Origin of the sequence: Pleomorphomonas sp. PLEO (assembly GCF_041320595.1) — a bacterium.
GTDB lineage: Bacteria > Pseudomonadota > Alphaproteobacteria > Rhizobiales > Pleomorphomonadaceae > Pleomorphomonas.
Genome location: NZ_CP166625.1, coordinates 4,973,879 through 4,994,299 on the forward strand (window position 1 = coordinate 4,973,879; position 20,421 = coordinate 4,994,299).

Genomic DNA, 20,421 nt, shown 5'->3' on the forward strand with positions numbered 1-20,421 from the left:
GGGTCCTTTTTTCGTGCGATCGCCCTGCAACGGCATGGCTCCCCTTCCTATAACGCAAAGCGGCGGGGTTTGCCCCCGCCGCCTCACCTGCGATCCGCAGTTTCTTTCAGGCAACCATGTCGAATAGATAGCTGTTGCTGTTTGACGAGGTCGAAGAGCCGCTGGCGCTATAGGACGTCTTGCTGCTTTCGGTGAGCGCATCCTGGAGTTCCTTCAGGATGTCGGTAATCGAGGTGCTGGACGACGAGCTGTCGTCGGCAGCATCGGTCGACTGACCGTCCTCGGGAGGCGGGCCGGGAGGTGGTCCGCCAGCGCCCTGCGGTCCACCGGCTCCCTTGGCACCCTTGTCCTTAGAGAAGGTGTCATCGAAGACGGAGGCGAGTTCGGTGGCCTGATCGGAGGTCAACGTACCGGAAGAGACCTGTTGCTGGATAAGATCAGCGATCTTTCCCTTCATCTCGTCGGGTGACGGTGGCTTGCTGCTGGATGCCCCACTCGAGCGGTTGCTCGACAAAGTCCCGTCGATACTTTCGAGTGCGGTGGCGAGCGCGGACTGGTCGCTCGACTTGACGCTGCCGGCGCTGACATCTGACTGGAGCGTCGACTGCAGCCGTGCGAGCGGCGACTGGTAGGCAGTGGTTGATGAAATCGAGGTCATTTTTACCCTCGGGCTAGAGTCTTACGCATTACCTTCGAGTAGCGGAGCGCTCCGTTTGTTAACGATTGGTAACTGAGGGGCAGGCACGGTAACCAGACGTTTCGCTAGTCACAAAAAGAAACATTTAGATACAAAATAACTACCAGCACTGGCCGACCGAATGTTAAAGCTCAGCCGTTGAATGGGGATGGCCTTTCTTCATGCAGAACCATATCCTGCTGGTCGAAGATGATAACGACATTAATACGTTGGTCTCGCGCTACCTGAAAGCTAACGACTGCCGTGTGTCTGTAGCTCGTGACGGTCGCGAGATGGATCGGTTATTGACGACATCGCGCGTCGACATTGTGCTGCTCGACATCATGCTGCCCGGCGAAGATGGGCTCAGTATTTGTCGGCGCTTACGCAACACGTCGACTATACCAATCATTATGCTCTCAGCTCGCGGCGAGGAGATCGACCGAGTTGTCGGCCTCGAAATCGGTGCCGACGACTATATCGCCAAACCGTTCAGCGCCCGCGAACTTCTGGCGCGTATCCGGGCCATCCTGCGCCGCAGCAGCCTGCCCGCTGCCAAGGCAACCCGATCGGAATCGCGCCGCCTCAGCTTTGCCGGCTGGGTGATCGACACTCGCGAACGCAGTCTGACGACACCGTCCGGCGCCAAAGCGACGCTGACGGGCGCGGAGTTCGATCTGCTGGTTGCCTTTGCCGAGCGTGCGGGCATTACGCTCAGCCGCGATCAGCTCTTGGAGCTGACACAGGGTCGGCTCGCCGCGCCGTTTGAACGATCGATCGATATCCTGGTAAGCCGCCTGAGACGCAAACTCTCTCCTGACGACGAGAAATCGGAGTTTATCCGGACCATCCGTTCGGAGGGCTACCTCTTCACCCCGGAAGTGGCGGCCTCATGATCGGTAGAGTCCTGCGCCTGGTCTTCGATTCTGTTGCCGGCCAGGTCATCGTGCTTTTGGTGCTGTCGATCGCCGCCATGCATGGGGTGCTGACGGCCTATTTCTTCCTGTCCAACCCGCGGTCTACCTTCGCAGCTTCGCCGGGCGAGATAACCGGCGAGATCGGCGCCGCTGCTCATATGCTGGCGGCTGCTACCCCGGCCGAGCGGCCAAGGCTCTTAGAACTCCTGAAAGAGACGCTGCCGTCGATCACAGCTTGTGCCGCCCCTGTGCCGGAAAACGCCGACGAGATCCGGTTCGGGCCACTTGCTTCCCGCCTTGGCAACGCCGCCACCGCTCGCAAGGTGTTCGACGGACGGCCGGCGCCGGGGGACGAATTTATTGGGCCACTGTTCCTGATGCTAGCCGATGGGGCTTGTTATCAGCTCGACCTATCGGATGGTGAGGCGCCACGTTTCTTCGGACCGGGGACTATTGTGCTTGGCTTCTTGCTGGTTACCACGGTGGTGCTGGTGAGCTGGTCCATGGTGTTGATCATCAAGCCCCTCCGACGTTTCGAGGTCGCCGTCGAACGCCTGCGTGACATGCGCTCAGAGGTCTCTGTTCCCGAAATCGGGCCGCGCGAGCTGCGATCGGCAATCTCCGCCTTCAACCGAATGCGCGCCCGTATCGGCAAACTGATGGCCGAGAAGACCGCCATGCTGGCCGCTGTCAGCCATGACCTCCGGACGCCGATCACCCGCCTGCGGTTGCGCGCGGAGTTCATTGAAGACGAGACGATCCGCGAGCCAATGCTGGCCGATCTCGACCACATGGCGGCCCTGGCTCAAGTGGCCCTGGTTCATCTCTCGGGCACCGACAGCACCGAACCATTCGACCAAACGGATCTACCGAGCCTGCTGCAGACCATTGCCGACCAGTTCGCAGATCTGGGCTATACAGTTTCCTACGAGGGCCCGAACCGGCTCGCCGCCCGCGTCCGTCACCGTGACATCTTGAGGGCTGTGACCAATCTCGTCGAGAATGCCGTGCGTTATGGTGACAAGGTCGTTGTGTCGCTAAAGAAGCTGCCCGGACGTCGGCTCGCCATCGCCGTCGCCGACAACGGCCCTGGCATACCGGCCGCCGAACGCGAGCACCTGATCGAGCCTTTCGTGCGCGGCGACAGCGCTCGCAGTTCGCTGCCGAATTCCGGTTTTGGGCTCGGTCTCACCATTGCTCGTGACGTCGCCGAGGCGCATGGCGGTGGCATCGTGCTCTCCGATAATCCGCCTCGCGGTCTCCTGGCCACGCTGGAAATTGAGAGCTGACAAATTCCCCCAATAAGGACGGCCGGCAAGTTTCCTCGCCGGCCGCGTTCATTCGTCTATACAAGCCGGCCTTTCGTCAGCCTTCCTTGGCAAGGCTCGCCACGGTCCAGCCAAACATCTCGGTGTGGATGGTGTTGACCTTGAACTCGTAGCCCGCCGCCTTGTCGTTGATCGCCTTGGCGGCGTCGGCTGCCTTGGAATCGATCGCCTCAGCGGTGATGCGGATCCAGCCTTTCCCGGCCTCGTCGGCTGCCGGCACCGCCGTAGCCGTCACCGCGAGACCATCGGCGGTCTCATAACGCAGACGCGTCGTGTTCCCGATGGAGGCCGGCGTTTCCTTGCGAACGTCGCTGAAGTCGAAAGCTTGCAGGAAGGCGGTGACGCGGTTGGCCTTGCCTTCGTCGGGCGTCTTGCCGTCTGGTAACGCGGCCGGCAGTAGCTTGTCGCCGGTTCGCGTAAAATCGACAGTGGCACCAGAGGCGTCGGTCAGCGTCACTTTCGACAAGGCCGCCGGCTTGATGTCGGTGAGGCGAGCGTCGAACCAGTCGGCACGGGCAGCGGGCATGTCGAGCGAGCCGCGCACCAGGTAGGCCTGCGGGTTGCCGTCGAGACGCACATACTGCCCACCACGACTGCCGCCTACCGTATAATCCTTCGTGCCGGCGTAGACGGCGGCGAGTGGCTTACCCTCCTTGTCGAGAAGAGCCACTTTGGTGGCCGCGCCCTTGTCCGCCGCGGGGTCGGCGAGCCCCAGATCCAAATACCGATCAGGCTTGTCGGTCTTGTCCTCGTCGATAGTCAAAATTGCCAGCGACGACACCAGCTTGCGAACTTCATCGATACGTGCCGGGTAGCCGGAGGCATCAACGAAGCGATCGCCATTGCGCGTCAGCGTGGTGGTATCCTTGCCAACCGTAACTGCGAGGCGTTCAACCGAAGCAGACGTCTTGACGAGATCCGGCAGCAGTACCCGACCACGGTCGGCCACCGCGCTGCCAGCGGAGTTTCCTCCAGCGACGACTACGGCAGCAGCAACAGCGACGGCTGTGATGGCGGCAAGGCCGATGAGCGATTTCGGCGTCATATGATGTAACTCCTCGCTGTGATCAGGCTTTGCGGACCGGCACCGGCCGCCGGGGACGACGCAGGGCGAAGACAAGAGCGATAAGCGCCACCGCCGCCGGAACGACGCCGATGATCAGGATCATGATCCAGCTCTTGAGGCTCGCGACGTCGGCGCGGAGGTTGTACTGAACCTCTCGCAGTTCGGCACGGGCCGCCAGGAGATCGGACTTGAAGTTCTCGGTCGCCTTGGCCTGCTCGCTGGACACGAGTTCACCGTCCTTCGCCTCGCCGGTAGAGGAAGCGTCCTTCAGCTTCTTCTCGGTGTCGGCGATGCGCTGCGTCAGCTCCTGCTGTTTGGCGAGGAAGCGCTCCTCGGCCGCCCGCTCCAAGGCATCGATGCGGGTGAACGGTCGCCAGGAAACGGTGCGGCTCCGAAGATCGGCCAGCGCCACACCACCGGCCATCTGCTCGACGGCGTTGAGCAGGAAGTCTCCGTTGTTGGCAAAGGCCTGCGCCACTTGCCGCCCAAGCACGGTCTGCTTCTGCAGCCAGTTGCGATCGGACAGTATGTCGGCATCACCGACCAGAATGACGTTGGGCGCCGAAGCACTTTCCTTGATCGGTGCGCCGCCAGCCGCCGAGTCCTTCGGCTTGCCGTCAGGGAAGGCGGTGTGAAGCTTGCCCTCGAGACGCGCAGCAACCACCGGACGACCGCCTGTCTTCTCGATCTTGCCGAGCAGAGTTCGCGGATCGCCATAGGGATCGGCTGCCTCGCCAGCGGAAAGAAGGCCGGCATCGGCGGAGGCATACATCAACGGCTTCAGCGTCGCGTCCTTGCCGGTGGCGGTGAATGCGCCGGCGGTGGTCATGACGACTGCGTTCAGCTTGGAGGTCACCGCGTCGCCCCGGTCGAAGCCATCGTCATGGATGGCGAACCAAGGATAGTTGGCGACCTCTGCCTGACGGCCGTCGATGTTGCGAACGGTGCGAATTGCCCAGTCGGGGTCACCAACCGCCTTCTTGACGTCGAAGCCGACGCCCCAGGCAGTGAACATTTTCTGGAACTCGGTGGCGTTGTTCTCGGCCGGCACGCCGGGTTGCGGTCCCGGCTGCGTCTCCGCGAAAGGATCTGCAAACACCAGCGTGGCACCGCCCGAAAGCACCCACTGGTCAAGTGTGTAAAGGGTGCGGTCGGAAAGGTTCTGGGGCTGCACCACCAACACGACGCGGGTGTTATCGGGCAGCTTGTCGATGTCGCCCCCCACCGTCTCGACGCTATAGGTCTCTTTCAGCATCGAGAGGATCTGGGCCGGTTCCTGCCCGGCCATTGGGTTGCCGGCTATGCCGAGGCCGTCGAGCAGTGCCACCACTGGCTTCTTCGGCTGACCGAGCTCGGCAACGAGGCGCGTCAGATCATATTCAAGAAAAGCCTCGCGGTCGGGCGTGAACACCGGAATGTTGGCCGAACCATTGGTCGAGTTGGTGGCGGCAAGACCGAAGTAGATCGGATCGGACGTGCCATCGAGGCTGATCCGGTTGATGCCAAGGCCGACGGCGCGATCCTCTTCTTCCGAATAGGGCTGAGGATCGATCACCTCGAGGGTGATCCTGCCGTGCGACAGACTCTCGTAGGTGTCGAGCATGGCGCGAACGCGCGACGCATAGGCGGAAAGCGCCGGCGCGGCTTCGTGCAAGCTCGCCGACATGAACAGGCGCATGTGGATCGGCTCGTCGAGCTTGTCGAGCATCGCCACCGTGCCGTGGGAGAGCGAATAGAGGCCGCCGTCGGTCAGATCGACGCGGGTCGAGCGGAATAGCGTCGCCGACAACGAATTGACGGCGAGGTAGAGGATGACCGCCAAAACAGCGCCAACGGCGACAAGACGGGATTTTGGGATCCGGTTGAGCTTTGACATCGGAACCTCAGGCGGCTTTCTTGGCGTCGACGACCTGGACGTTGATCCAGAGCGCGAGCACGATGGTCGACAGGAACAGGATGACGGCCGGCGCCTCAAGGACACCGCGCGTCAGTCGGTCGAAGTTGGTGATGAAAGAGAGCGACTGCACCAGGTCGACCAAAAAGGCCGGCGCCCAGCCGCGCAAAGCCGCCAGCACCAGATTGGTCCCGGACATCACCAACAGGAAGGACACGATGGCCGCGAGGATGAAGGCGATCACCTGGTTCTTGGTCATGGCCGAGATGCAGGCGGAAATCGCCAGGAAGGCGCCGGCCATCAGGAAGGAGCCGATGTAGCTCGCGATGACGATGCCGTTGTCGGGAGAACCGAGGTAGAGCGTCACCAGCCAGAAGCTCATGGTGAGTACCAAAGCCACCGCCGTGAAGGCCCAGCCAGCCAGGAACTTTCCGATCACCACTTCATGAGCGCGTACCGGCAGCGTCATCAGAAGTTCGATGACGCCGGAGCGACGTTCATCGGCCCAAAGCCGCATGCCGATGGCTGGCATCAGGATGAGAAACAGCCAGGGATGCCATGCGAAGAATGGGCCGAGGTCGGCCTGCCCGCGCTCGAAAAAACCACCAGCGAAAAAGGCGAGGCCGGCCGAAAGGGCCAGGAACACCAGAAGAAACACGGCGGCGAGCGGGGTCGCGAAATAGGCGCGGAACTCGCGGCCGAACACCAATGCGATGGTGCGGAAAGAGGTTTTCATCTCGGATCGTCTCCGGAGGGGAAGCGGCGTCAGGCGGCCTTGCTGCCGGTAATGGAGCGGAAGACGGCTTCAAGCGTCGGTCGCTGGCCATCGACGATGGCTGCGTCGAGTAGGGCGGACGGAGTCGCGTCGGCGACCACCCTGCCCTCGGCGATGATGACGGCGCGGCTACAGATCGCCTCGACTTCCTCGAGAATGTGCGTGGAGATGACGATCGCCTTGCCCGGCGCGATGGCGGCGATCAGCTCGCGCATGTCGTGCTTCTGGTTGGGATCGAGGCCATCGGTCGGCTCGTCGAGGATCAGCACTTCCGGATCGTGGATCAGCGCCTGGGCGATGCCAACGCGGCGTTTGAAGCCCTTGGAAAGCGCATCGATCGGGCGGTTCCAGACCGCGGTGAGGTTGACCCGCTCCACCATCTCCGCCAGCCGCTCGCCGAGCACAGCGCGCGACAGACCGCGCATGCGACCGACGAAGGTAAGGAAGTCGGCCACCGTCATATCGCCATAAGCCGGCGCGCCCTCGGGTAGATAACCAAGGCGGCGGCGGGCGGCGATGGGGTCAGCGAACACGTCGTGGCCGGCTATCGAGGCCGTGCCGGCGTCCGGCTCCAGAAAGCCGGTCAGCATCTTCATGGTCGTCGACTTGCCGGCGCCGTTGGGGCCAAGGAAGCCCACGACCTCGCCACGGCTCACCTCAAGGCTGACGCCGTCAACGGCGCGCAGTCTCGAAAACGTCTTTACCAGGCCGCTGGCCTGAACGAGTTGCATGCCTTTTCCTCCAGCATTCGGAATCGTCCATCGGGGGCGTCTGATAGCGCCGAGCCGGTTCGGCCGGAGCTACCACGGGCAGGCAAGCAGGGATATCGGATTCTTGGCAAAATCGTGTTCAAAAACAGACCTTACCGATTGTTCATGCACGGAGCTTCGGCGCATCGGTAGAGTCCCGGAGATGACTGCGCGCCGGGCGAGGCCTGCCTAACAAAACGCCTTGGCCAATCCCTAGGCGATGGTAGACTATCGGTCATGCCCAGCTATAGCATCCTACTCGGCCGCCAGCGCCACGTTTTCGACGACCTCAAGGCCGTCATGGCAGCTGCTTCACCGGAGAAATCCGGCGATCGACTGGCCGGCATCGCGGCCGATACCAACGAGCGCCGCGTCGCGGCCCGGTACCTTCTGGCCGACATCCCGCTCAAGACCTTTCTCGAAGAACCATTGATCCCCTACGAGATCGATGAGGTTACCCGCCTGATCGTCGACAGCCACGATGCCTCCGCCTTTTCGCCGGTCGCCCACATGACGGTCGGGCAATTGCGCGATTGGCTGCTCTCTTACGAATGCACCACCGCAGGGCTTTCAGCGCTTGCGCCCGGCCTGACGCCCGAGATGGTCGCCGCCGTCTCCAAGATTATGCGCAACCACGACCTGATCGTCGCCGCGGCCAAGACGAGCGTCGTCACGGGCTTCCGAACCACCATCGGCCTCAAGGGCCGGCTTTCCAGCCGCCTGCAACCCAACCACCCGACGGACGACCCAGAGGGTGTCGCAGGTTCGACGCTTGATGGTCTCACCTACGGCGTTGGCGACGCGGTGATCGGCATCAACCCAGCCGGCGATAACCTCGAAGCCTGCGTGCGATTGATGGAGCTGTTCGACCGGCTCCGCCAGCGCTTCGACATCCCCATGCAGTCCTGCGTGCTGACGCATGTGACGACATCGATCAAAGCGGTGGAAGCCGGCGCTCCGCTCGATCTGGTCTTCCAGTCAATCGCTGGCACAGAGGCTGCCAACCGCGGCTTCGGCGTCGATCTCAAAGTCCTGAGGGAAGGCCGCGAAGCGGCGCTCAGCCTGAAGCGCGGCACGGTCGGCGACAATGTCATGTATCTCGAAACAGGCCAGGGCTCGGCGCTTTCCGCCGATGCTCACCACGGCGTCGACGAGCAGACAATCGAGGCGCGCGCCTATGCCGTGGCCCGTCACCTTAAGCCGCTGATCGTCAACACCGTCGTTGGCTTCATCGGGCCGGAATACCTCTACGACGCCAAGCAGATCATTCGCGCCGGTCTTGAGGACCACTTCTGCGGCAAGCTGCTCGGCGTGCCGATGGGCGTCGACGTCTGTTACACCAACCACGCCGAAGCCGATCAGGACGACATGGACAACCTGATGTTCCTGCTCGCCTCGGCCGGCGTCAACTTCCTGATCGCCGTACCCGGCGCCGACGATGTCATGCTGAACTACCAATCGCTCAGCTACCACGACATCGTCAGTCTCCGGCATTCCTTCGGCCGGCCACCGGCGCCGGAGTTCGAAGCCTGGCTCTATCGCATGGGCCTTTTCGACAGCGAGGGACGTCTGGCGCCACAGGCCAGTTCCGTCGCGCGCCGCCTCATCGATTATCATCCTGACGTCCGGGCCTCGGCATGACCACTCCCGTCGACCTCGATCCGTTCGCCCGCTTTCGTAGCGTTACCCGTGCCCGCATCGGTCTCGGGCGGGCTGGCGACTCATTGCCGATCCGAGCGGTGCTCGATTTTCAGCTGGCCCATGCCCGTGCCCGCGACGCCGTGCACGGGCATGTCGACTTCGCCGCCATGGCGGACCGAATTGGCAAGACGATGCCGGTCATCCGCCTCAAGTCGCGCGCGGCCGACCGCTCGATCTACCTTGCTCGTCCGGATCTCGGTCGCCGTGTCGATCCGGCAGCGCTCGCCGGCGTCGAAAAGGGCGACTGGGATGTTGCCTTCGTCATCGCCGACGGCCTATCGGCCGCCGCCGTCGAGGCGCATGGCGAAGTCGTTCTTTCCGCCTGCGTGCGCCGACTTGGCGACCTCAAGGTCGCCCCGGTGGTATTGGGCGAACAGGCGCGCGTCGCCTTTGGTGACGAGGCCGGCGAAGCGCTCGGCGCGCGTATCGTGGTGGTGCTGATCGGCGAGCGACCGGGCCTTTCGGTTCCCGACAGCCTCGGTGCGTATTTGACCTTCGATCCGAGGGTCGGCCGACGCGACAGCGAGCGCAACTGTATTTCCAACATCCACGCCGACGGGCTGTCGCATGAGACGGCGGCCGACAAGATCGCTTGGCTGATCCGTGAAGCGCTGCGTCTCGGCCTCACCGGCGTCGACCTCAAGGAAGACATGAGCGGCGCAACGGCGCTCCCAGCCCCTCTTTAACCTGAACTTTTTTGAACAATCCGTCGCGTGCACGACCCTTCGCTAATTCCTTCGCATCCTTTGCCGCACTAACATCACCCTGGAGGATGCGCGGAATCGAATTGGTGGAGGGGACGACGATGCGCTTCAGCGCATTTCTAGCAGCGGCGGCACTGATCGGCGCGACTGGTGTAGCCATGTCCGCCGAGGTGCTGACGATAGCTGCCGTCGATAACGCCGACATGCGGCGAATGCAGGAGCTCACTGACGATTTTGTAGCGAACAATCCCGGCATCCATCTCAACTGGGTGATCCTTGAGGAAAGCGTTCTGCGTCAGAAGATCGCCACCGACATCGAGACACATGGCGGTCAGTTCGACATCATAACCATCGGCAATTACGAAGTGCCGATCTGGGCGCGGCAGGGCCTGCTCAAACCGCTCGACGGGCTTGGCGACCAATACGACGCGAACGATCTTTTGCCAGCTATCAGAAAGGCCATCTCCTACAGCGGCAAGCTCTACGCTTCGCCCTTCTATGGGGAAAGCGCCATGCTGATGTATCGTACCGATCTGTTCAAGGCGGCAGGGCTTGAAATGCCGCCGTCGCCGAACTGGACCTTCGTGCGCGACGCAGCACTAAAACTTACCAACAAGGCTGCCGGACGCTATGGGATGTGCCTGCGCGGCAAAGCTGGCTGGGCTGATAACATGGCTCTACTCACCGCTATCGCCAATTCCTTCGGTGCCCGCTGGTTCGATTTCGCATGGCATCCGGAATTCGATACACCAGAGTGGCAACGAACACTCAGTTTCTACGTCGACCTGCTGCAGACGGCGGGGCCACCGGGCGCCGCCTTTTATGGCTACTCGGAGAACCTCGACCTATTTCGCGCCGGCAAATGCGCCATGTGGGTCGATTCCACTGTCGCCGCCTCGACGTTGAGCAATCCCATGACTTCGGATGTGGTCGGCCGCGTCGGTTATGCGCCGTTTCCAAGCTACGGTGGCCTTGGCAACCATGGCAATTGGCTTTGGACCTGGAACCTCGCCGTTCCCGCCAGCACGACCAAGGCAGGTCCCGCGCAACGTTTCATCGCCTGGGCCACCGACCGGGAATATGCAAACCTGGTCGCCGCCCACGAAGGCTGGGCCTACGCGCCGCCGGGCACGCGCGCATCGCTTTACAACAATCCTGCCTACCGGTCCGCGGCGCCGTTTTCAGGCTATACGCTCACTGCGATCGACACCGCCAATCCCGACCAGCCGACCGTCAAGCCTGCCCCCTACACCGGCAGTCAGTTCGTGGCGATCCCGGAGTTCCGGCGCATCGGTGACGCCGTTGGCCAGATCTTCGCCGCCGCCGTCGTCGGCCAGATGAGCGTGGCGCAGGCGCTCGATTCGGCAAACGATTTGACCCTCAGGGAGATGACGCGAGCCGGATATATCAAGGCGCCGTGAAATCGCTGACAAATTTGTTGCCGCGCAACGTCGTCGGGGCGGCTCACGCCTAGGTTCCCCTCCATTCCGCTGGCTTGGCCGGCAAGAAGGGCTGCAAGCCCCCGAGGATGGAGACGGACAAATGTTTTGCTACCAGTGTGAACAGACCTCCCGCGGCACCGGTTGCGTGACGCGCGGCGTCTGCGGCAAGTCGCCGGAGGCTTCCGACCTGCAGGACGTACTCGTCCATGCCGCCAAGCGTCTGGCGACCCGCTACGCCGCTATCCCCGCCGCCGAGCGGCCGGACAGCCTTGCGCCATTGCTTGAGGATGCGCTGTTCGTCACCGTCACCAACGTCAACTTCGACACCGCCTCGATCCTCGGCAAAATTCGCGAAGTGGTGGCGACTGCCGGCGCAACGGCCGGCGTCGCGGTAGAAGCTCCGGAAACAGCCCTGGTATCCTGGTCGCGCGCCTCGATGATCGACGCCCGCAAAGCGAGCCTCGGTGACGACATCACCGGCCTGCAAGAACTGCTGCTTTATGGCCTCAAGGGCATGGCCGCCTATGCTCATCACGCCCGCCAGATGAATCGCACCGACCCGGTCGTCGATGCCTTCACGGTCGAAGCACTGGCCAAGCTGGATGCCGGCGTCGACACCGTCGACGAACTGCTCGCCCTCAACCTCAAGTGCGGCGAAGTCACCGTCAACGTGCTGGCGCTGCTCGATGCCGCCCATTGCGATACCTATGGCAAGCCGACGCCGACACCGGTGCTGATGGGCCACATTCCCGGCAAGGCGATCCTGGTTTCCGGCCATGACATGGTCGACCTCAAGGCGCTGCTCGAGCAGACCGAGGGCAAAGGCATCAATATCTATACCCACGGCGAGATGTTGCCGGCCCACGGCTATCCCGAACTGAAAAAGTTCAAGCACTTGGCCGGCCACTTCGGCGGTGCCTGGATGCTGCAGCAGCGAGAGTTCCCGAATTTCCCGGGTGCCATCCTGATGACCACCAACTGCCTGATGCAGCCGTTCGAGGACTACGAGGGACGCCTGTTCACCCGCAACCTCGTCGCCTGGCCCGGCATCGCCCACATCGACGGCCGCGACTTCACGCCGGTCATCGAGGCCGCGCTGGCAGCCCCCGGCTTCACCGACTCGGTTAGGAACGGCGAGCATCTGGTCGGCTTCGGCCATGACGCCGTACTGGGCGCCGCCGACAAGATCATCGACGCCGTCAAGGCTGGCGAGATCAAGCATTTCGCCGTTATCGGCGGCTGCGACGGCTCGGAAGGCGAGCGCTCCTACTATACCGATCTCGGCACGACCATTCCCAAGGACTGGGTGATCCTGACGCTCGGTTGCGGTAAGTACCGCCTGCTCGGCCATGACTACGGCACCGTTGCCGGCCTGCCGCGCCTTCTCGACATGGGCCAGTGCAACGACAGCTTCTCGGCCGTCAAGGTGGCACTGGCGCTCGCCGACGCGTTCGGCTGCACGGTCAACGACCTGCCGCTGTCCATCGTGCTGTCTTGGTTCGAGCAGAAAGCCGTCTGCGTGCTGCTCGCCCTCCTGCACCTCAACGTCAAGAACATCCGCATCGGGCCGCGTCTGCCCGCCTTCCTGACACCAGCCGTCCTCAAGGTGCTCGTCGATACCTTCGGCCTCAAGCCGGTGGGCGATGTAGACGCCGATCTCCAGGCGATGGCCAACGCTGCCTGATCGAGATTCTCCCACGAGGAGGGAAAAACGAACCGGCCGGGCATCGCTGCCCGGCCGGCGGTTTCCATGAAGAGCTGCGTGCGTATCAAATGCCGACGGCGATGGCCTGAAGGCCAAACAAAACCGTCAGGAATGCCGCGGCAACAGCTATTCGCAGGCAGAAACCAGCGGACGGACATGTAAGCGCCCGCCCCACTTCCTTGACCACGGTGACAATCACGGCCGCCTCCCTGTTGCGTTCGCAGGTCACTCATGAGCCATGAGATCCGGCTAGTTCCTCCCACACCGGACCCCACGTGTCTAAAAATTAGAATCAAATGTGGCTAAGAGTCATCCCAAACGTTTCGCCTAAGTATTCGGAGGGATGGGTGCCGCCTGTCGCCAGAAGCTTGTTCAGGCTATATCTTTCCCAACAGATGTAAGTTTTCGGATAGCCCATGAGCCCTATCGCAGCCCTTCAGGAAAAGGTCCCCACCGCGGGTGTGTTTGACCGTGCCACGGTCAAGGCATTGTTCGACCTGCCGCGCGAGACGCTGTTCGCTCGCGCCGACGCGGTGCGCAAGGACAACATGGGCGATGAGGTGTTCCTGCGCGGCATCGTTGAGTTTTCCAATATCTGCGCCAACGATTGCCTCTATTGCGGAATCCGCAAGTCCAACCACGACGTCCGTCGCTATCGCATCGAGGAGGAAGAAATCCTCGAGGTGGCCCGTCGGATGGAAGGCTGGCAGCAGACCACCATCGTGCTGCAGTCGGGTGAAGTGGCCGCCGAGAAGGAAGACGAGCGCATCGAGCGCATCATCCGACGGATCAAGACGGAGACGCGGCTCGCGGTGACGATGAGCGCCGGCAACCGCCCTCGCGACACCTATGCCCGCTGGCGGGCGGCCGGCATGGATCGCTATCTCCTGCGCTTCGAGACGTCGAATCCCAAGCTCTTCGCCTTCCTGCATCCGGACTGCGACCTCAATGATCGCATCCGCTGCCTCAAAGATCTGCGCAGCCTCGGCGTTCAGGTGGGGTCCGGCTTCATGATCGGCGTGCCCGGCGAGACGCTGGACATCCTCGCCGACAATATCCTGCTCTGCCGCGATCTCGACCTCGACATGATCGGCATCGGGCCATTCATCGCCCATCCCGACACGCCGCTGGCCGGTCAGCCAAACGCCTACGCCGGCGATAGCGACATGTTCTTTGCCGCCGTGTCAGCGCTCCGCATCGCCAACCCGAAGGCGCATATCCCGGCGACGACGGCTTTCGACGCCATCTTCCCGCATGCCGGCCGCGATCTCGTCCTGCAGCGTGGTGCCAACGTGTTCATGCCTAACGCCACGCCCGGCCGCTTCCGCAAGAACTATATGCTCTATCCGGACAAGCCCTGCGTCGATGAGGATGACCATCAGTGCTCGGGTTGCGCCGCGGCCCGTATCTGGTCGATCGGCCGAGTGATTGGGCAGGGACCGGGGCACTCGATCAAGGCCGGGTGACCTCCCCGGACGACGGCTGCATGGACCCATGCTGCTGCTATCGCATGCATAGCGGTGCGGAGGTAATAGCCTATACCGGTCGGATTTTAGGCCAAACTCTGCGGACTCTTTCGGCTTGCAGGCAGCCCGACAGGCGGTGGCGCGCGTCGCCAACATTCAGCATTTGGAACTTTTCCGGCGGTGGCCCGTTGTCAGGGTATCAACCGAAAGAGAGTCCGAGATGAAAAAGATCCTCGCAGCGTCGCTGCTCGCCGGCAGCCTTGCCATCACTTCGGCGGCTTTTGCCCAGAACGGTACAGCCGTCGGTGCCGCTGGCGGCGCCGTAACAGGTGCTGTCGTAGGTGGCCCGGTGGGGGCCGTCGTGGGTGGAGTCGCCGGTGCCGCCGTCGGCACCATGATCGACGAAACGCCCCACAAGAAGTCCGCGTCGCCCAGCAAACGACACCATCGATGCCCTCCGGGCAACCAATCGTCGTCGGACAAGCGTTGCCCATCGCGGTAGTGCTCTACCCGGCGCCCGGTTACAACAACGACTAATACATCGGCGTTGACAACGAGCCGTCCTCGTCGGCCGCAGAGCGGCACGTTGCTGCAAGTCGGCACTCTGCTACTCGGACCAACGTCCAACCGACATCACCGAAAATTTGCATTTGGAACTTTTTCTGTTGGTACATCGTTGTCGGAGGCATCAACTGAGGAGACTGAGATGAACCAGATCCTTGCAGCTTCGCTTCTCATCGGCGGTCTCACCATTGCTCCAGCCGCCTTTGCGCAGGAAGGCACCCTCTCCGGCGCAGCTGGCGGTGCCGTGACCGGCGCGGTCGTTGGCGGCCCGGTGGGTGCGGTGGTTGGTGGTGTTGCCGGCGCTGCGGTCGGCACTATTCTTGATCCGCCACCGGCGGAAGTCCGCACTGTCGTCGTCCAGCAAACGACACCGTCGGTCGTCTACCAGCAACCGGTCGTCGTTGGACAACCGTTGCCGACCACCGTGGTGCTCTATCCGGTCCCGGGTTACGACAACTACTATTACACGGTCGTCAACAACGAGCGCGTCATTGTCGATCCGCAGAGCCGAACAGTCCTGCAGGTCGTCAACTGACAGTCCGTCGATGTTTGAAAAGCGGGGCTTCGGCCCCGCTTTTTCATTGGGCGGCGTTAGCTCGCTCGAAAGCGATACGGGCCGACGGAAACGGGCCGAGCGACCGATGTAGAACGCCCTGTACGCGACTGATGGCTACGCCATAGTTGGTGATCGGCACGCCCTGGCATTCCGCCTGACGGATCCTGAGCAAAGCCTGCTTGCGGTTGACGGTGCAGGCGCCGCACTGAACGACCAGAGCGTAAGGACTGAGATCTTCTGGGAAAGCGCGGCCGGCCATCGTCTCGAACTCGATGTCACCGCCGGCATACTGTCGGAACCAGCGGGGAATCTTCACCCGGCCAATGTCGTCGGCCATCGAATGATGCGTGCACGCCTCGGCGATCAGCACCTTGTCGCCGGGTTTTAGCTGATCGATGCGAGCTGCACCCTCGGCGAGGCGGACCAGGTCGCCCTTGAAACGGGCCATCAGGATCGAGAAGGTGGTGAGCGGCACATCGTCAGGCGTGTCGGCCGCCGCCTTCAGTACGATCTGGCTGTCGCAGACCACAAGGTCGGGCTTCCTGCCAAGCGATTTCAGCGTCGAAGCCAGTTCGCGCTCCTTGACCACAGTACAGCTCGCGTCAGCATCGAGAATATCGCGGATCGCCATGACCTGCGGCAGAATGAGCCTGCCCTTGGGCGCGGACAGATCGATCGGCACCACGAGCACCACGTGGCCACCAGCCGGCACCAGATCGGCAAGGAGGTGCGGCACCTCGAAGGAGCTCTCCGGCGCCGCGTCCAGAATGATCTCACGCACACGTGCCGCGTCGGCCTTCACCGCCGTCGAGATCGAAACGAACGGAACATCGCGCGCTTTCACTGTCGCCAGCGCCTCGGCAGGCGGAGCGCCAAGGTCAGCCTTGGTGAAAACCACGCAATAAGGCGTCTCGCGCTCAGCGAGCGCGTCCATCAACTTGGTTTCGTCGTCGCCGATCGGACCGTCGGTGACGATGATGCCGAGATCCGTGTGGTCGAGCGCCTTGAGGGTTTTCTCCACCCGCATCCCGCCGAGCTCGCCGATATCATCAATACCGGCAGTATCGACGAACAGAACAGGCCCGATCGGCAGCAGCTCCATCGCCTTCTCCACCGGATCAGTGGTGGTGCCCGCGACATCGGAGACGATCGACACGTTCTGGCCGATCAACTGGTTGACCAGCGACGACTTGCCGACGTTGCGCCGACCGTAGACGCCGATGTGCAAGCGAAGACCCTTGGGCGTGGCGAGCATGATCTGGTCCTTGTTTATTTCGTACCGAGGGCGGTCATGGCGTTGGCGGAGAGCAGGTGTTCAAGGTCGGCGGGCTCGATCAGTTTGCGTTCGAGAACGATCTCGATCACCGAGCGGGCACTGTCACGTGCCGCGATCGCCACTTCGGTGGCCGTCTCATAGCCGAGGCGCGGCAGCAGCGCGGTGACGACGGCGCGGCTATCACCAACCTGCCGGCGGCAGGCCGCCTCATCGACGGAAAGGCCTTCGACGCAGCGCGTCCGGAAAATGGTCGAGGCAGCTTCCAGCAGGCTTAGGCTATCGAGCAATGCATCGGCGAGAAGTGGCAGGAAGGCGTTGAGTTCGAGTTGGCCGTTCTGGGCAGCAAGCGTCACCATCTGGTCGTTGCCCATCACCCGCATCGCCGCCTGCCCCACAGCCTCAGGAATGACCGGGTTGACCTTGCCGGGCATGATCGATGAGCCGGCCTGTACGGCCGGCAACAGGATTTCGCCAAAGCCGGCCTGCGGACCCGACGATAGCAGGCGCAGATCGGAAGAAATCTTGAACAGATTGACGGCGTTGGCCTTGAGGATTCCGGACACTTCGACAAACGCGTCGGCGTTCTGCGTCGCATCGACGAGATTCTCGGCGCGGGCGAGGCCAAGGCCGGTCACTTCACGCAGCACTTCAGTGACCATGAACACATAGTCGCGCGGCGCAGCAATGGCGGTGCCGACGGCGGTACCGCCAAGGTTGACGACGCGCAGCCGCTCCTCGCACTTGAAGACGCGCCAGCGATCGCGCGACAGCGCCTCGGCCCATGCCGAAAACACGGCACCATAGGCAATTGGGCAGGCATCCTGCAGCTCGGTACGAGCGATCTTGACGACGCCCGACCACGTCCGTTCCTTCTCCTGGAAGGCCACCTGCAAGTCGGCAATCGCCTTCTCGAGGCGGTGCAACAGGCGGATGGCGGCGATCTTCAGCGCCGTCGGAAAGGTATCGTTGGTCGACTGGTTGAGGTTGACGTGGTCATTGGGATGGACGCGCGCGTGTTGCCCGCGCCGGCCGCCAAGCAGTTCCTCGGCCCGATTGGCGATCACCTCGTTGACGTTCATGTTCAGCGAGGTGCCGGCGCCGCCCTGCAAAGCATCGACTATAATTTCCGAAAGGAGCGTGCCGTCCTCGATTTCTCGGGCGGCACGTATGATGGCCTCCGCCACGTCGTCGGCGAGAAAACCAAGCCGGTGGTTGGTCTTGGCCGCGGCGATCTTCACCAGGGCGTAGGCTTTGACCAACTCAGGGTGTGCCGGCCGGCCGGAAAGCGGAAAATTCTCACGCGCCCGCGCCGTATGAATGCCGGACAGGGCATCCTCGGGGATGTCACGTTCGCCGATCAGGTCGGCCTCGCGCCGCGTCGCCATCGCCTGCCTCCAGGCGACGCCCCCTCAGCGGTAGACGTCGCGCTTGCCCTCGCGCACCTTGCGCATCATCGTCTGGGAATAGCGAGCGATCTTCGGCTCCATGGTCGCGACCTCGGCGGCCACCGCCTGCTCGCCAGCGGCGCAGGTTTCATCGGAGCCGTAGTCGAGCATGTATTCCATGAAGGACGACAGGGCGTTCGGTCCACACATTTCGCGGATCAGCCCGGGCTTGGCAAGGTCCATGAAGTCGGCGCCAGTGCGTCCCATGCGGTAGCAGGCGGTGCAGAAAGACGGCACGCAGCCGCTCGCCGCGATGTCGCGCACCACCTCGTCGAGCGGACGGTGGTCGCCACGGGTGAACTGGGCGGCCTGCTCTTCGACCGGCGTCGCGTAACCACCGGGATTGGTGCGACTGCCGCCGGAGATCTGCGACACGCCGAGCCGGAAGGCATCACGGCGCATCTCCGGGTTCTCGCGTGTCGACAGGATGATGCCGGTGTAGGGCACGGCAAGGCGCAGGATGGCGATGATCTTCTTGAAGTCGAAGTCGGAGACCATATGTGGCGGCGCCATCGACACGTCGGAGCCGACCGCCGGCTCCATGCGCGGCACCGAGATGGTGTGCGGGCCGACACCGAAAGCATCCTCCAGATGGGCGATGTGCTGCATGGTGGCTAGCACCTCGAAGCGCCAATCGTGCAAGCCGAACAGCGGCCCAATGCCGACGTCGTCGATACCGGCCGCCATAGCGCGATCCATCACCGACACGCGCCAGTCGAAATCGGCCTTGGCGCCCGAGGGATGCATCTCTTCGTAGACCTTGCGGTTGTAGGTCTCCTGGAACAGCTGATAGGTGCCGATACCGGTTTCCTTCAGGCGGCGGAACTCATCGGTCTCGAGCGGAGCGACGTTGACGTTGACGCGACGGATCTCGCCACGACCGCGCTTCACCGAGTAGATGCGCTCGATGGCATCGACGAGATACTGGAAGCCGGTCTTCGGGAAGGCCTCGCCGCCGATCAGCAGCAGGCGCTTGTGGCCCTGGTCGATCAGAGCCGCCGTCTCCGCCTCAATTTCCTCCATCGTGAGGATCTTGCGATCGAGTTCCGTGTTGGACCGGCGGAAGGCGCAGTAGACGCACTCATTGAGACAGATGTTGGAGAAGTAGAGCGGCGCGAACAGTACGATGCGCGGGCCATAAATTTCCGTCTTCACCTTCTCGGCGGCATGAAACAGCTCGTCCACCAGGTCGGGATCGGTGACAGCGCAGAGCACGGCGACGTCGTCTTCCGACAAACCGCCCAGCATCGCCGCCTTGTCGAAAATCTCGCGCACACGCAGTTTGTCGGCGCCAGCTGCCGTCGCGGCGATCTCTGCTTCGATGCGGGTCTCGTCGAGCCAGGTGATCCGTTCAGTCTTGGTCATAGTCGCAGCCTTTCACCGGCCCGTCCGCCGGAGCTTTTTCGAGAGCGACACTGCCCGAACTCGGCCAAAAACGATTTGCGCGAGATCAATCCTAACTCGGTTAAACTGGAATGGCGGGGTGATAAAAGCGAGAAAGGCGATGCCCGGCCTGTAGACTTGGCGTAAACGCCGCCTGACACTCGACGTTTCCAGTCGTCACAAAAGCGGGTAGGGTCGCGCGAGTCAGCGAGGATTTGTCGAATGACCGAAAGGGACCACGATGCCTTGTCCGGCGGCTCGGCCGGACGGCAAGGCGGCGCCCATGCCCGGGGCCGCCTTAGGGACGTTTCCCGTTCTCTGCCGATCGCCCTTCTGAGGACTCGGGAAGCGGTGATGCGCCAGTTTCGCCCGGCGCTGAGATCGGTTGACCTTACCGAGCAGCAATGGCGCGTACTGAGGGCACTCGACTCGGTGCCGGAGATCGACGCCACGGGCCTCGCCATGGCGACGTTTCTGCTGCCACCGTCGCTTTCGCGCATTCTGCGCGACCTCGAAGGGCGGCTGCTGATCCGCAGGCGCCCCGATCCAGCCGACCTCCGGGCATGGTTGATCTCGCTGACACCCGAGGGGAAAAAGGCTGTCGATGTAGCGGGACTGCAGGCCGAGACAATCTATGCCGCGATGACGGACCGAATTGGTCAGGAGCGTCTCAATTTGCTGATGCAACTCCTCAGGGATGTCGAGCAGGATCTCGGCGCGCCGCTTGTCGACCATGGCGGCAAGACGCCGGAGTTAAACGACGAATGACTAGGG

At 62.7% G+C, this 20,421-nt stretch carries 19 protein-coding genes; 10 read left to right on the top strand and 9 right to left on the bottom strand.

The genetic code is table 11. From position 1 onward, the window contains the following. Positions 1 to 106: 106 nt before the first annotated feature. Positions 107 to 658 (bottom strand): hypothetical protein, encoded by a 552-nt coding sequence (locus AB6N07_RS22995; protein ID WP_370675367.1) that lies wholly within the window; start codon positions 656 to 658, stop codon positions 107 to 109. A gap of 200 nt (positions 659 to 858) precedes the next feature. On the opposite strand from AB6N07_RS22995, the gene AB6N07_RS23000 reads away from it, so the two are divergent. After that, positions 859 to 1,572: a response regulator gene (locus tag AB6N07_RS23000; protein ID WP_370675368.1), complete on the top strand. Its 714-nt coding sequence runs from the start codon at positions 859 to 861 to the stop codon at positions 1,570 to 1,572. Then, a complete protein-coding gene (locus AB6N07_RS23005) occupies positions 1,569 to 2,882 on the top strand; it encodes an ATP-binding protein (protein ID WP_370675369.1) in 1,314 nt (437 codons plus the stop codon). Before AB6N07_RS23000 ends, AB6N07_RS23005 begins: the two co-directional genes overlap by 4 nt. 76 nt (positions 2,883 to 2,958) lie before the next feature. Here AB6N07_RS23005 and AB6N07_RS23010 read toward each other — a convergent pair whose 3' ends face one another. From AB6N07_RS23010 to AB6N07_RS23025, 4 genes are read right to left on the bottom strand one after another with little or no spacing between them, the layout of a single operon-like run. Further along, entirely contained in the window at positions 2,959 to 3,966 is a 1,008-nt protein-coding gene (locus AB6N07_RS23010) for a DUF4340 domain-containing protein (RefSeq protein ID WP_370675370.1), read from the bottom strand. Between the two features lie 22 nt (positions 3,967 to 3,988). Then, complete coding sequence (locus AB6N07_RS23015; RefSeq protein ID WP_370675371.1) at positions 3,989 to 5,863, bottom strand: Gldg family protein; 1,875 nt, start codon at positions 5,861 to 5,863, stop codon at positions 3,989 to 3,991. A gap of 7 nt (positions 5,864 to 5,870) precedes the next feature. Then, entirely contained in the window at positions 5,871 to 6,617 is a 747-nt protein-coding gene (locus AB6N07_RS23020; RefSeq protein WP_370675372.1) for an ABC transporter permease subunit, read from the bottom strand. A gap of 29 nt (positions 6,618 to 6,646) precedes the next feature. Beyond that, the gene (locus AB6N07_RS23025) at positions 6,647 to 7,387 is read right to left on the bottom strand and encodes an ABC transporter ATP-binding protein (RefSeq protein ID WP_370675373.1); all 741 of its coding nucleotides are present in this window, start codon (positions 7,385 to 7,387) and stop codon (positions 6,647 to 6,649) included. Between the two features lie 255 nt (positions 7,388 to 7,642). On the opposite strand from AB6N07_RS23025, the gene AB6N07_RS23030 reads away from it, so the two are divergent. The 4 genes from AB6N07_RS23030 to hcp all read left to right on the top strand — a co-directional run bounded on the left by AB6N07_RS23030 (position 7,643) and on the right by hcp (position 12,936). Beyond that, on the top strand, positions 7,643 to 9,046 hold the full coding sequence (locus AB6N07_RS23030; protein WP_370675374.1) for an ethanolamine ammonia-lyase subunit EutB: 1,404 nt from the start codon (positions 7,643 to 7,645) through the stop codon (positions 9,044 to 9,046). Further along, a complete protein-coding gene (gene eutC / locus AB6N07_RS23035) occupies positions 9,043 to 9,792 on the top strand; it encodes an ethanolamine ammonia-lyase subunit EutC (protein WP_370675375.1) in 750 nt (249 codons plus the stop codon). The genes AB6N07_RS23030 and eutC overlap by 4 nt, the downstream gene beginning before the upstream one ends. A gap of 119 nt (positions 9,793 to 9,911) precedes the next feature. Further along, positions 9,912 to 11,231, top strand: coding sequence for a sugar ABC transporter substrate-binding protein (locus AB6N07_RS23040; RefSeq protein WP_370675376.1), 1,320 nt, complete (start codon positions 9,912 to 9,914; stop codon positions 11,229 to 11,231). 121 nt (positions 11,232 to 11,352) lie between these two features. After that, entirely contained in the window at positions 11,353 to 12,936 is a 1,584-nt protein-coding gene (gene hcp / locus AB6N07_RS23045; RefSeq protein WP_370675377.1) for a hydroxylamine reductase, read from the top strand. An 85-nt stretch (positions 12,937 to 13,021) separates the two neighbouring features. Here hcp and AB6N07_RS23050 read toward each other — a convergent pair whose 3' ends face one another. Then, entirely contained in the window at positions 13,022 to 13,156 is a 135-nt protein-coding gene (locus tag AB6N07_RS23050; protein ID WP_370675378.1) for a hypothetical protein, read from the bottom strand. Between the two features lie 217 nt (positions 13,157 to 13,373). Here AB6N07_RS23050 and hydE point away from each other — a divergent pair, with 217 nt between their 5' ends. The 3 genes from hydE (at position 13,374) to AB6N07_RS23065 (ending at position 15,522) form a co-directional block, all read left to right on the top strand. After that, positions 13,374 to 14,423 carry a [FeFe] hydrogenase H-cluster radical SAM maturase HydE gene (hydE, locus tag AB6N07_RS23055; protein WP_370675379.1) on the top strand — a complete coding sequence of 350 codons (1,050 nt, stop codon included), beginning with the start codon at positions 13,374 to 13,376 and terminating at the stop codon, positions 14,421 to 14,423. Positions 14,424 to 14,643: 220 nt separating this feature from the next. Further along, complete coding sequence (locus AB6N07_RS23060; protein ID WP_370675380.1) at positions 14,644 to 14,925, top strand: YMGG-like glycine zipper-containing protein; 282 nt, start codon at positions 14,644 to 14,646, stop codon at positions 14,923 to 14,925. A gap of 204 nt (positions 14,926 to 15,129) precedes the next feature. After that, positions 15,130 to 15,522, top strand: coding sequence for a DUF1236 domain-containing protein (locus AB6N07_RS23065; RefSeq protein ID WP_370675381.1), 393 nt, complete (start codon positions 15,130 to 15,132; stop codon positions 15,520 to 15,522). A 43-nt stretch (positions 15,523 to 15,565) separates the two neighbouring features. Here AB6N07_RS23065 and hydF read toward each other — a convergent pair whose 3' ends face one another. Genes hydF through hydG form a run of 3 tightly spaced genes read right to left on the bottom strand, consistent with a single transcriptional unit; the run spans position 15,566 to position 19,629 of the window. Then, complete coding sequence (gene hydF / locus AB6N07_RS23070) at positions 15,566 to 16,798, bottom strand: [FeFe] hydrogenase H-cluster maturation GTPase HydF (RefSeq protein ID WP_370675382.1); 1,233 nt, start codon at positions 16,796 to 16,798, stop codon at positions 15,566 to 15,568. Positions 16,799 to 16,812: 14 nt separating this feature from the next. Continuing rightward, positions 16,813 to 18,204 (bottom strand): aspartate ammonia-lyase, encoded by a 1,392-nt coding sequence (locus tag AB6N07_RS23075; protein ID WP_370675383.1) that lies wholly within the window; start codon positions 18,202 to 18,204, stop codon positions 16,813 to 16,815. 24 nt (positions 18,205 to 18,228) lie between these two features. Further along, entirely contained in the window at positions 18,229 to 19,629 is a 1,401-nt protein-coding gene (hydG, locus tag AB6N07_RS23080) for a [FeFe] hydrogenase H-cluster radical SAM maturase HydG (protein ID WP_370675384.1), read from the bottom strand. A gap of 240 nt (positions 19,630 to 19,869) precedes the next feature. Here hydG and hpaR point away from each other — a divergent pair, with 240 nt between their 5' ends. Continuing rightward, positions 19,870 to 20,415, top strand: coding sequence for a homoprotocatechuate degradation operon regulator HpaR (hpaR, locus tag AB6N07_RS23085; RefSeq protein WP_370675385.1), 546 nt, complete (start codon positions 19,870 to 19,872; stop codon positions 20,413 to 20,415). Positions 20,416 to 20,421: the final 6 nt, after the last annotated feature.

Coding starts and splice junctions, on each gene's coding strand:
- AB6N07_RS23015 (WP_370675371.1), bottom strand. CDS start 5,863: ATGTCAAAGCTCAACCGGATCCCAAAATCCCGTCTTGTCGCCGTTGGC.
- AB6N07_RS23065 (WP_370675381.1), top strand. CDS start 15,130: ATGAACCAGATCCTTGCAGCTTCGCTTCTCATCGGCGGTCTCACCATT.
- AB6N07_RS23075 (WP_370675383.1), bottom strand. CDS start 18,204: ATGGCGACGCGGCGCGAGGCCGACCTGATCGGCGAACGTGACATCCCC.
- hydF (WP_370675382.1), bottom strand. CDS start 16,798: ATGCTCGCCACGCCCAAGGGTCTTCGCTTGCACATCGGCGTCTACGGT.
- AB6N07_RS23005 (WP_370675369.1), top strand. CDS start 1,569: ATGATCGGTAGAGTCCTGCGCCTGGTCTTCGATTCTGTTGCCGGCCAG.
- AB6N07_RS23020 (WP_370675372.1), bottom strand. CDS start 6,617: ATGAAAACCTCTTTCCGCACCATCGCATTGGTGTTCGGCCGCGAGTTC.
- AB6N07_RS23040 (WP_370675376.1), top strand. CDS start 9,912: ATGCGCTTCAGCGCATTTCTAGCAGCGGCGGCACTGATCGGCGCGACT.
- AB6N07_RS23030 (WP_370675374.1), top strand. CDS start 7,643: ATGCCCAGCTATAGCATCCTACTCGGCCGCCAGCGCCACGTTTTCGAC.
- eutC (WP_370675375.1), top strand. CDS start 9,043: ATGACCACTCCCGTCGACCTCGATCCGTTCGCCCGCTTTCGTAGCGTT.
- AB6N07_RS23000 (WP_370675368.1), top strand. CDS start 859: ATGCAGAACCATATCCTGCTGGTCGAAGATGATAACGACATTAATACG.
- hydG (WP_370675384.1), bottom strand. CDS start 19,629: ATGACCAAGACTGAACGGATCACCTGGCTCGACGAGACCCGCATCGAA.
- AB6N07_RS23025 (WP_370675373.1), bottom strand. CDS start 7,387: ATGCAACTCGTTCAGGCCAGCGGCCTGGTAAAGACGTTTTCGAGACTG.
- AB6N07_RS23010 (WP_370675370.1), bottom strand. CDS start 3,966: ATGACGCCGAAATCGCTCATCGGCCTTGCCGCCATCACAGCCGTCGCT.
- AB6N07_RS23060 (WP_370675380.1), top strand. CDS start 14,644: ATGAAAAAGATCCTCGCAGCGTCGCTGCTCGCCGGCAGCCTTGCCATC.
- AB6N07_RS22995 (WP_370675367.1), bottom strand. CDS start 658: ATGACCTCGATTTCATCAACCACTGCCTACCAGTCGCCGCTCGCACGG.
- hydE (WP_370675379.1), top strand. CDS start 13,374: ATGAGCCCTATCGCAGCCCTTCAGGAAAAGGTCCCCACCGCGGGTGTG.
- hpaR (WP_370675385.1), top strand. CDS start 19,870: ATGACCGAAAGGGACCACGATGCCTTGTCCGGCGGCTCGGCCGGACGG.
- hcp (WP_370675377.1), top strand. CDS start 11,353: ATGTTTTGCTACCAGTGTGAACAGACCTCCCGCGGCACCGGTTGCGTG.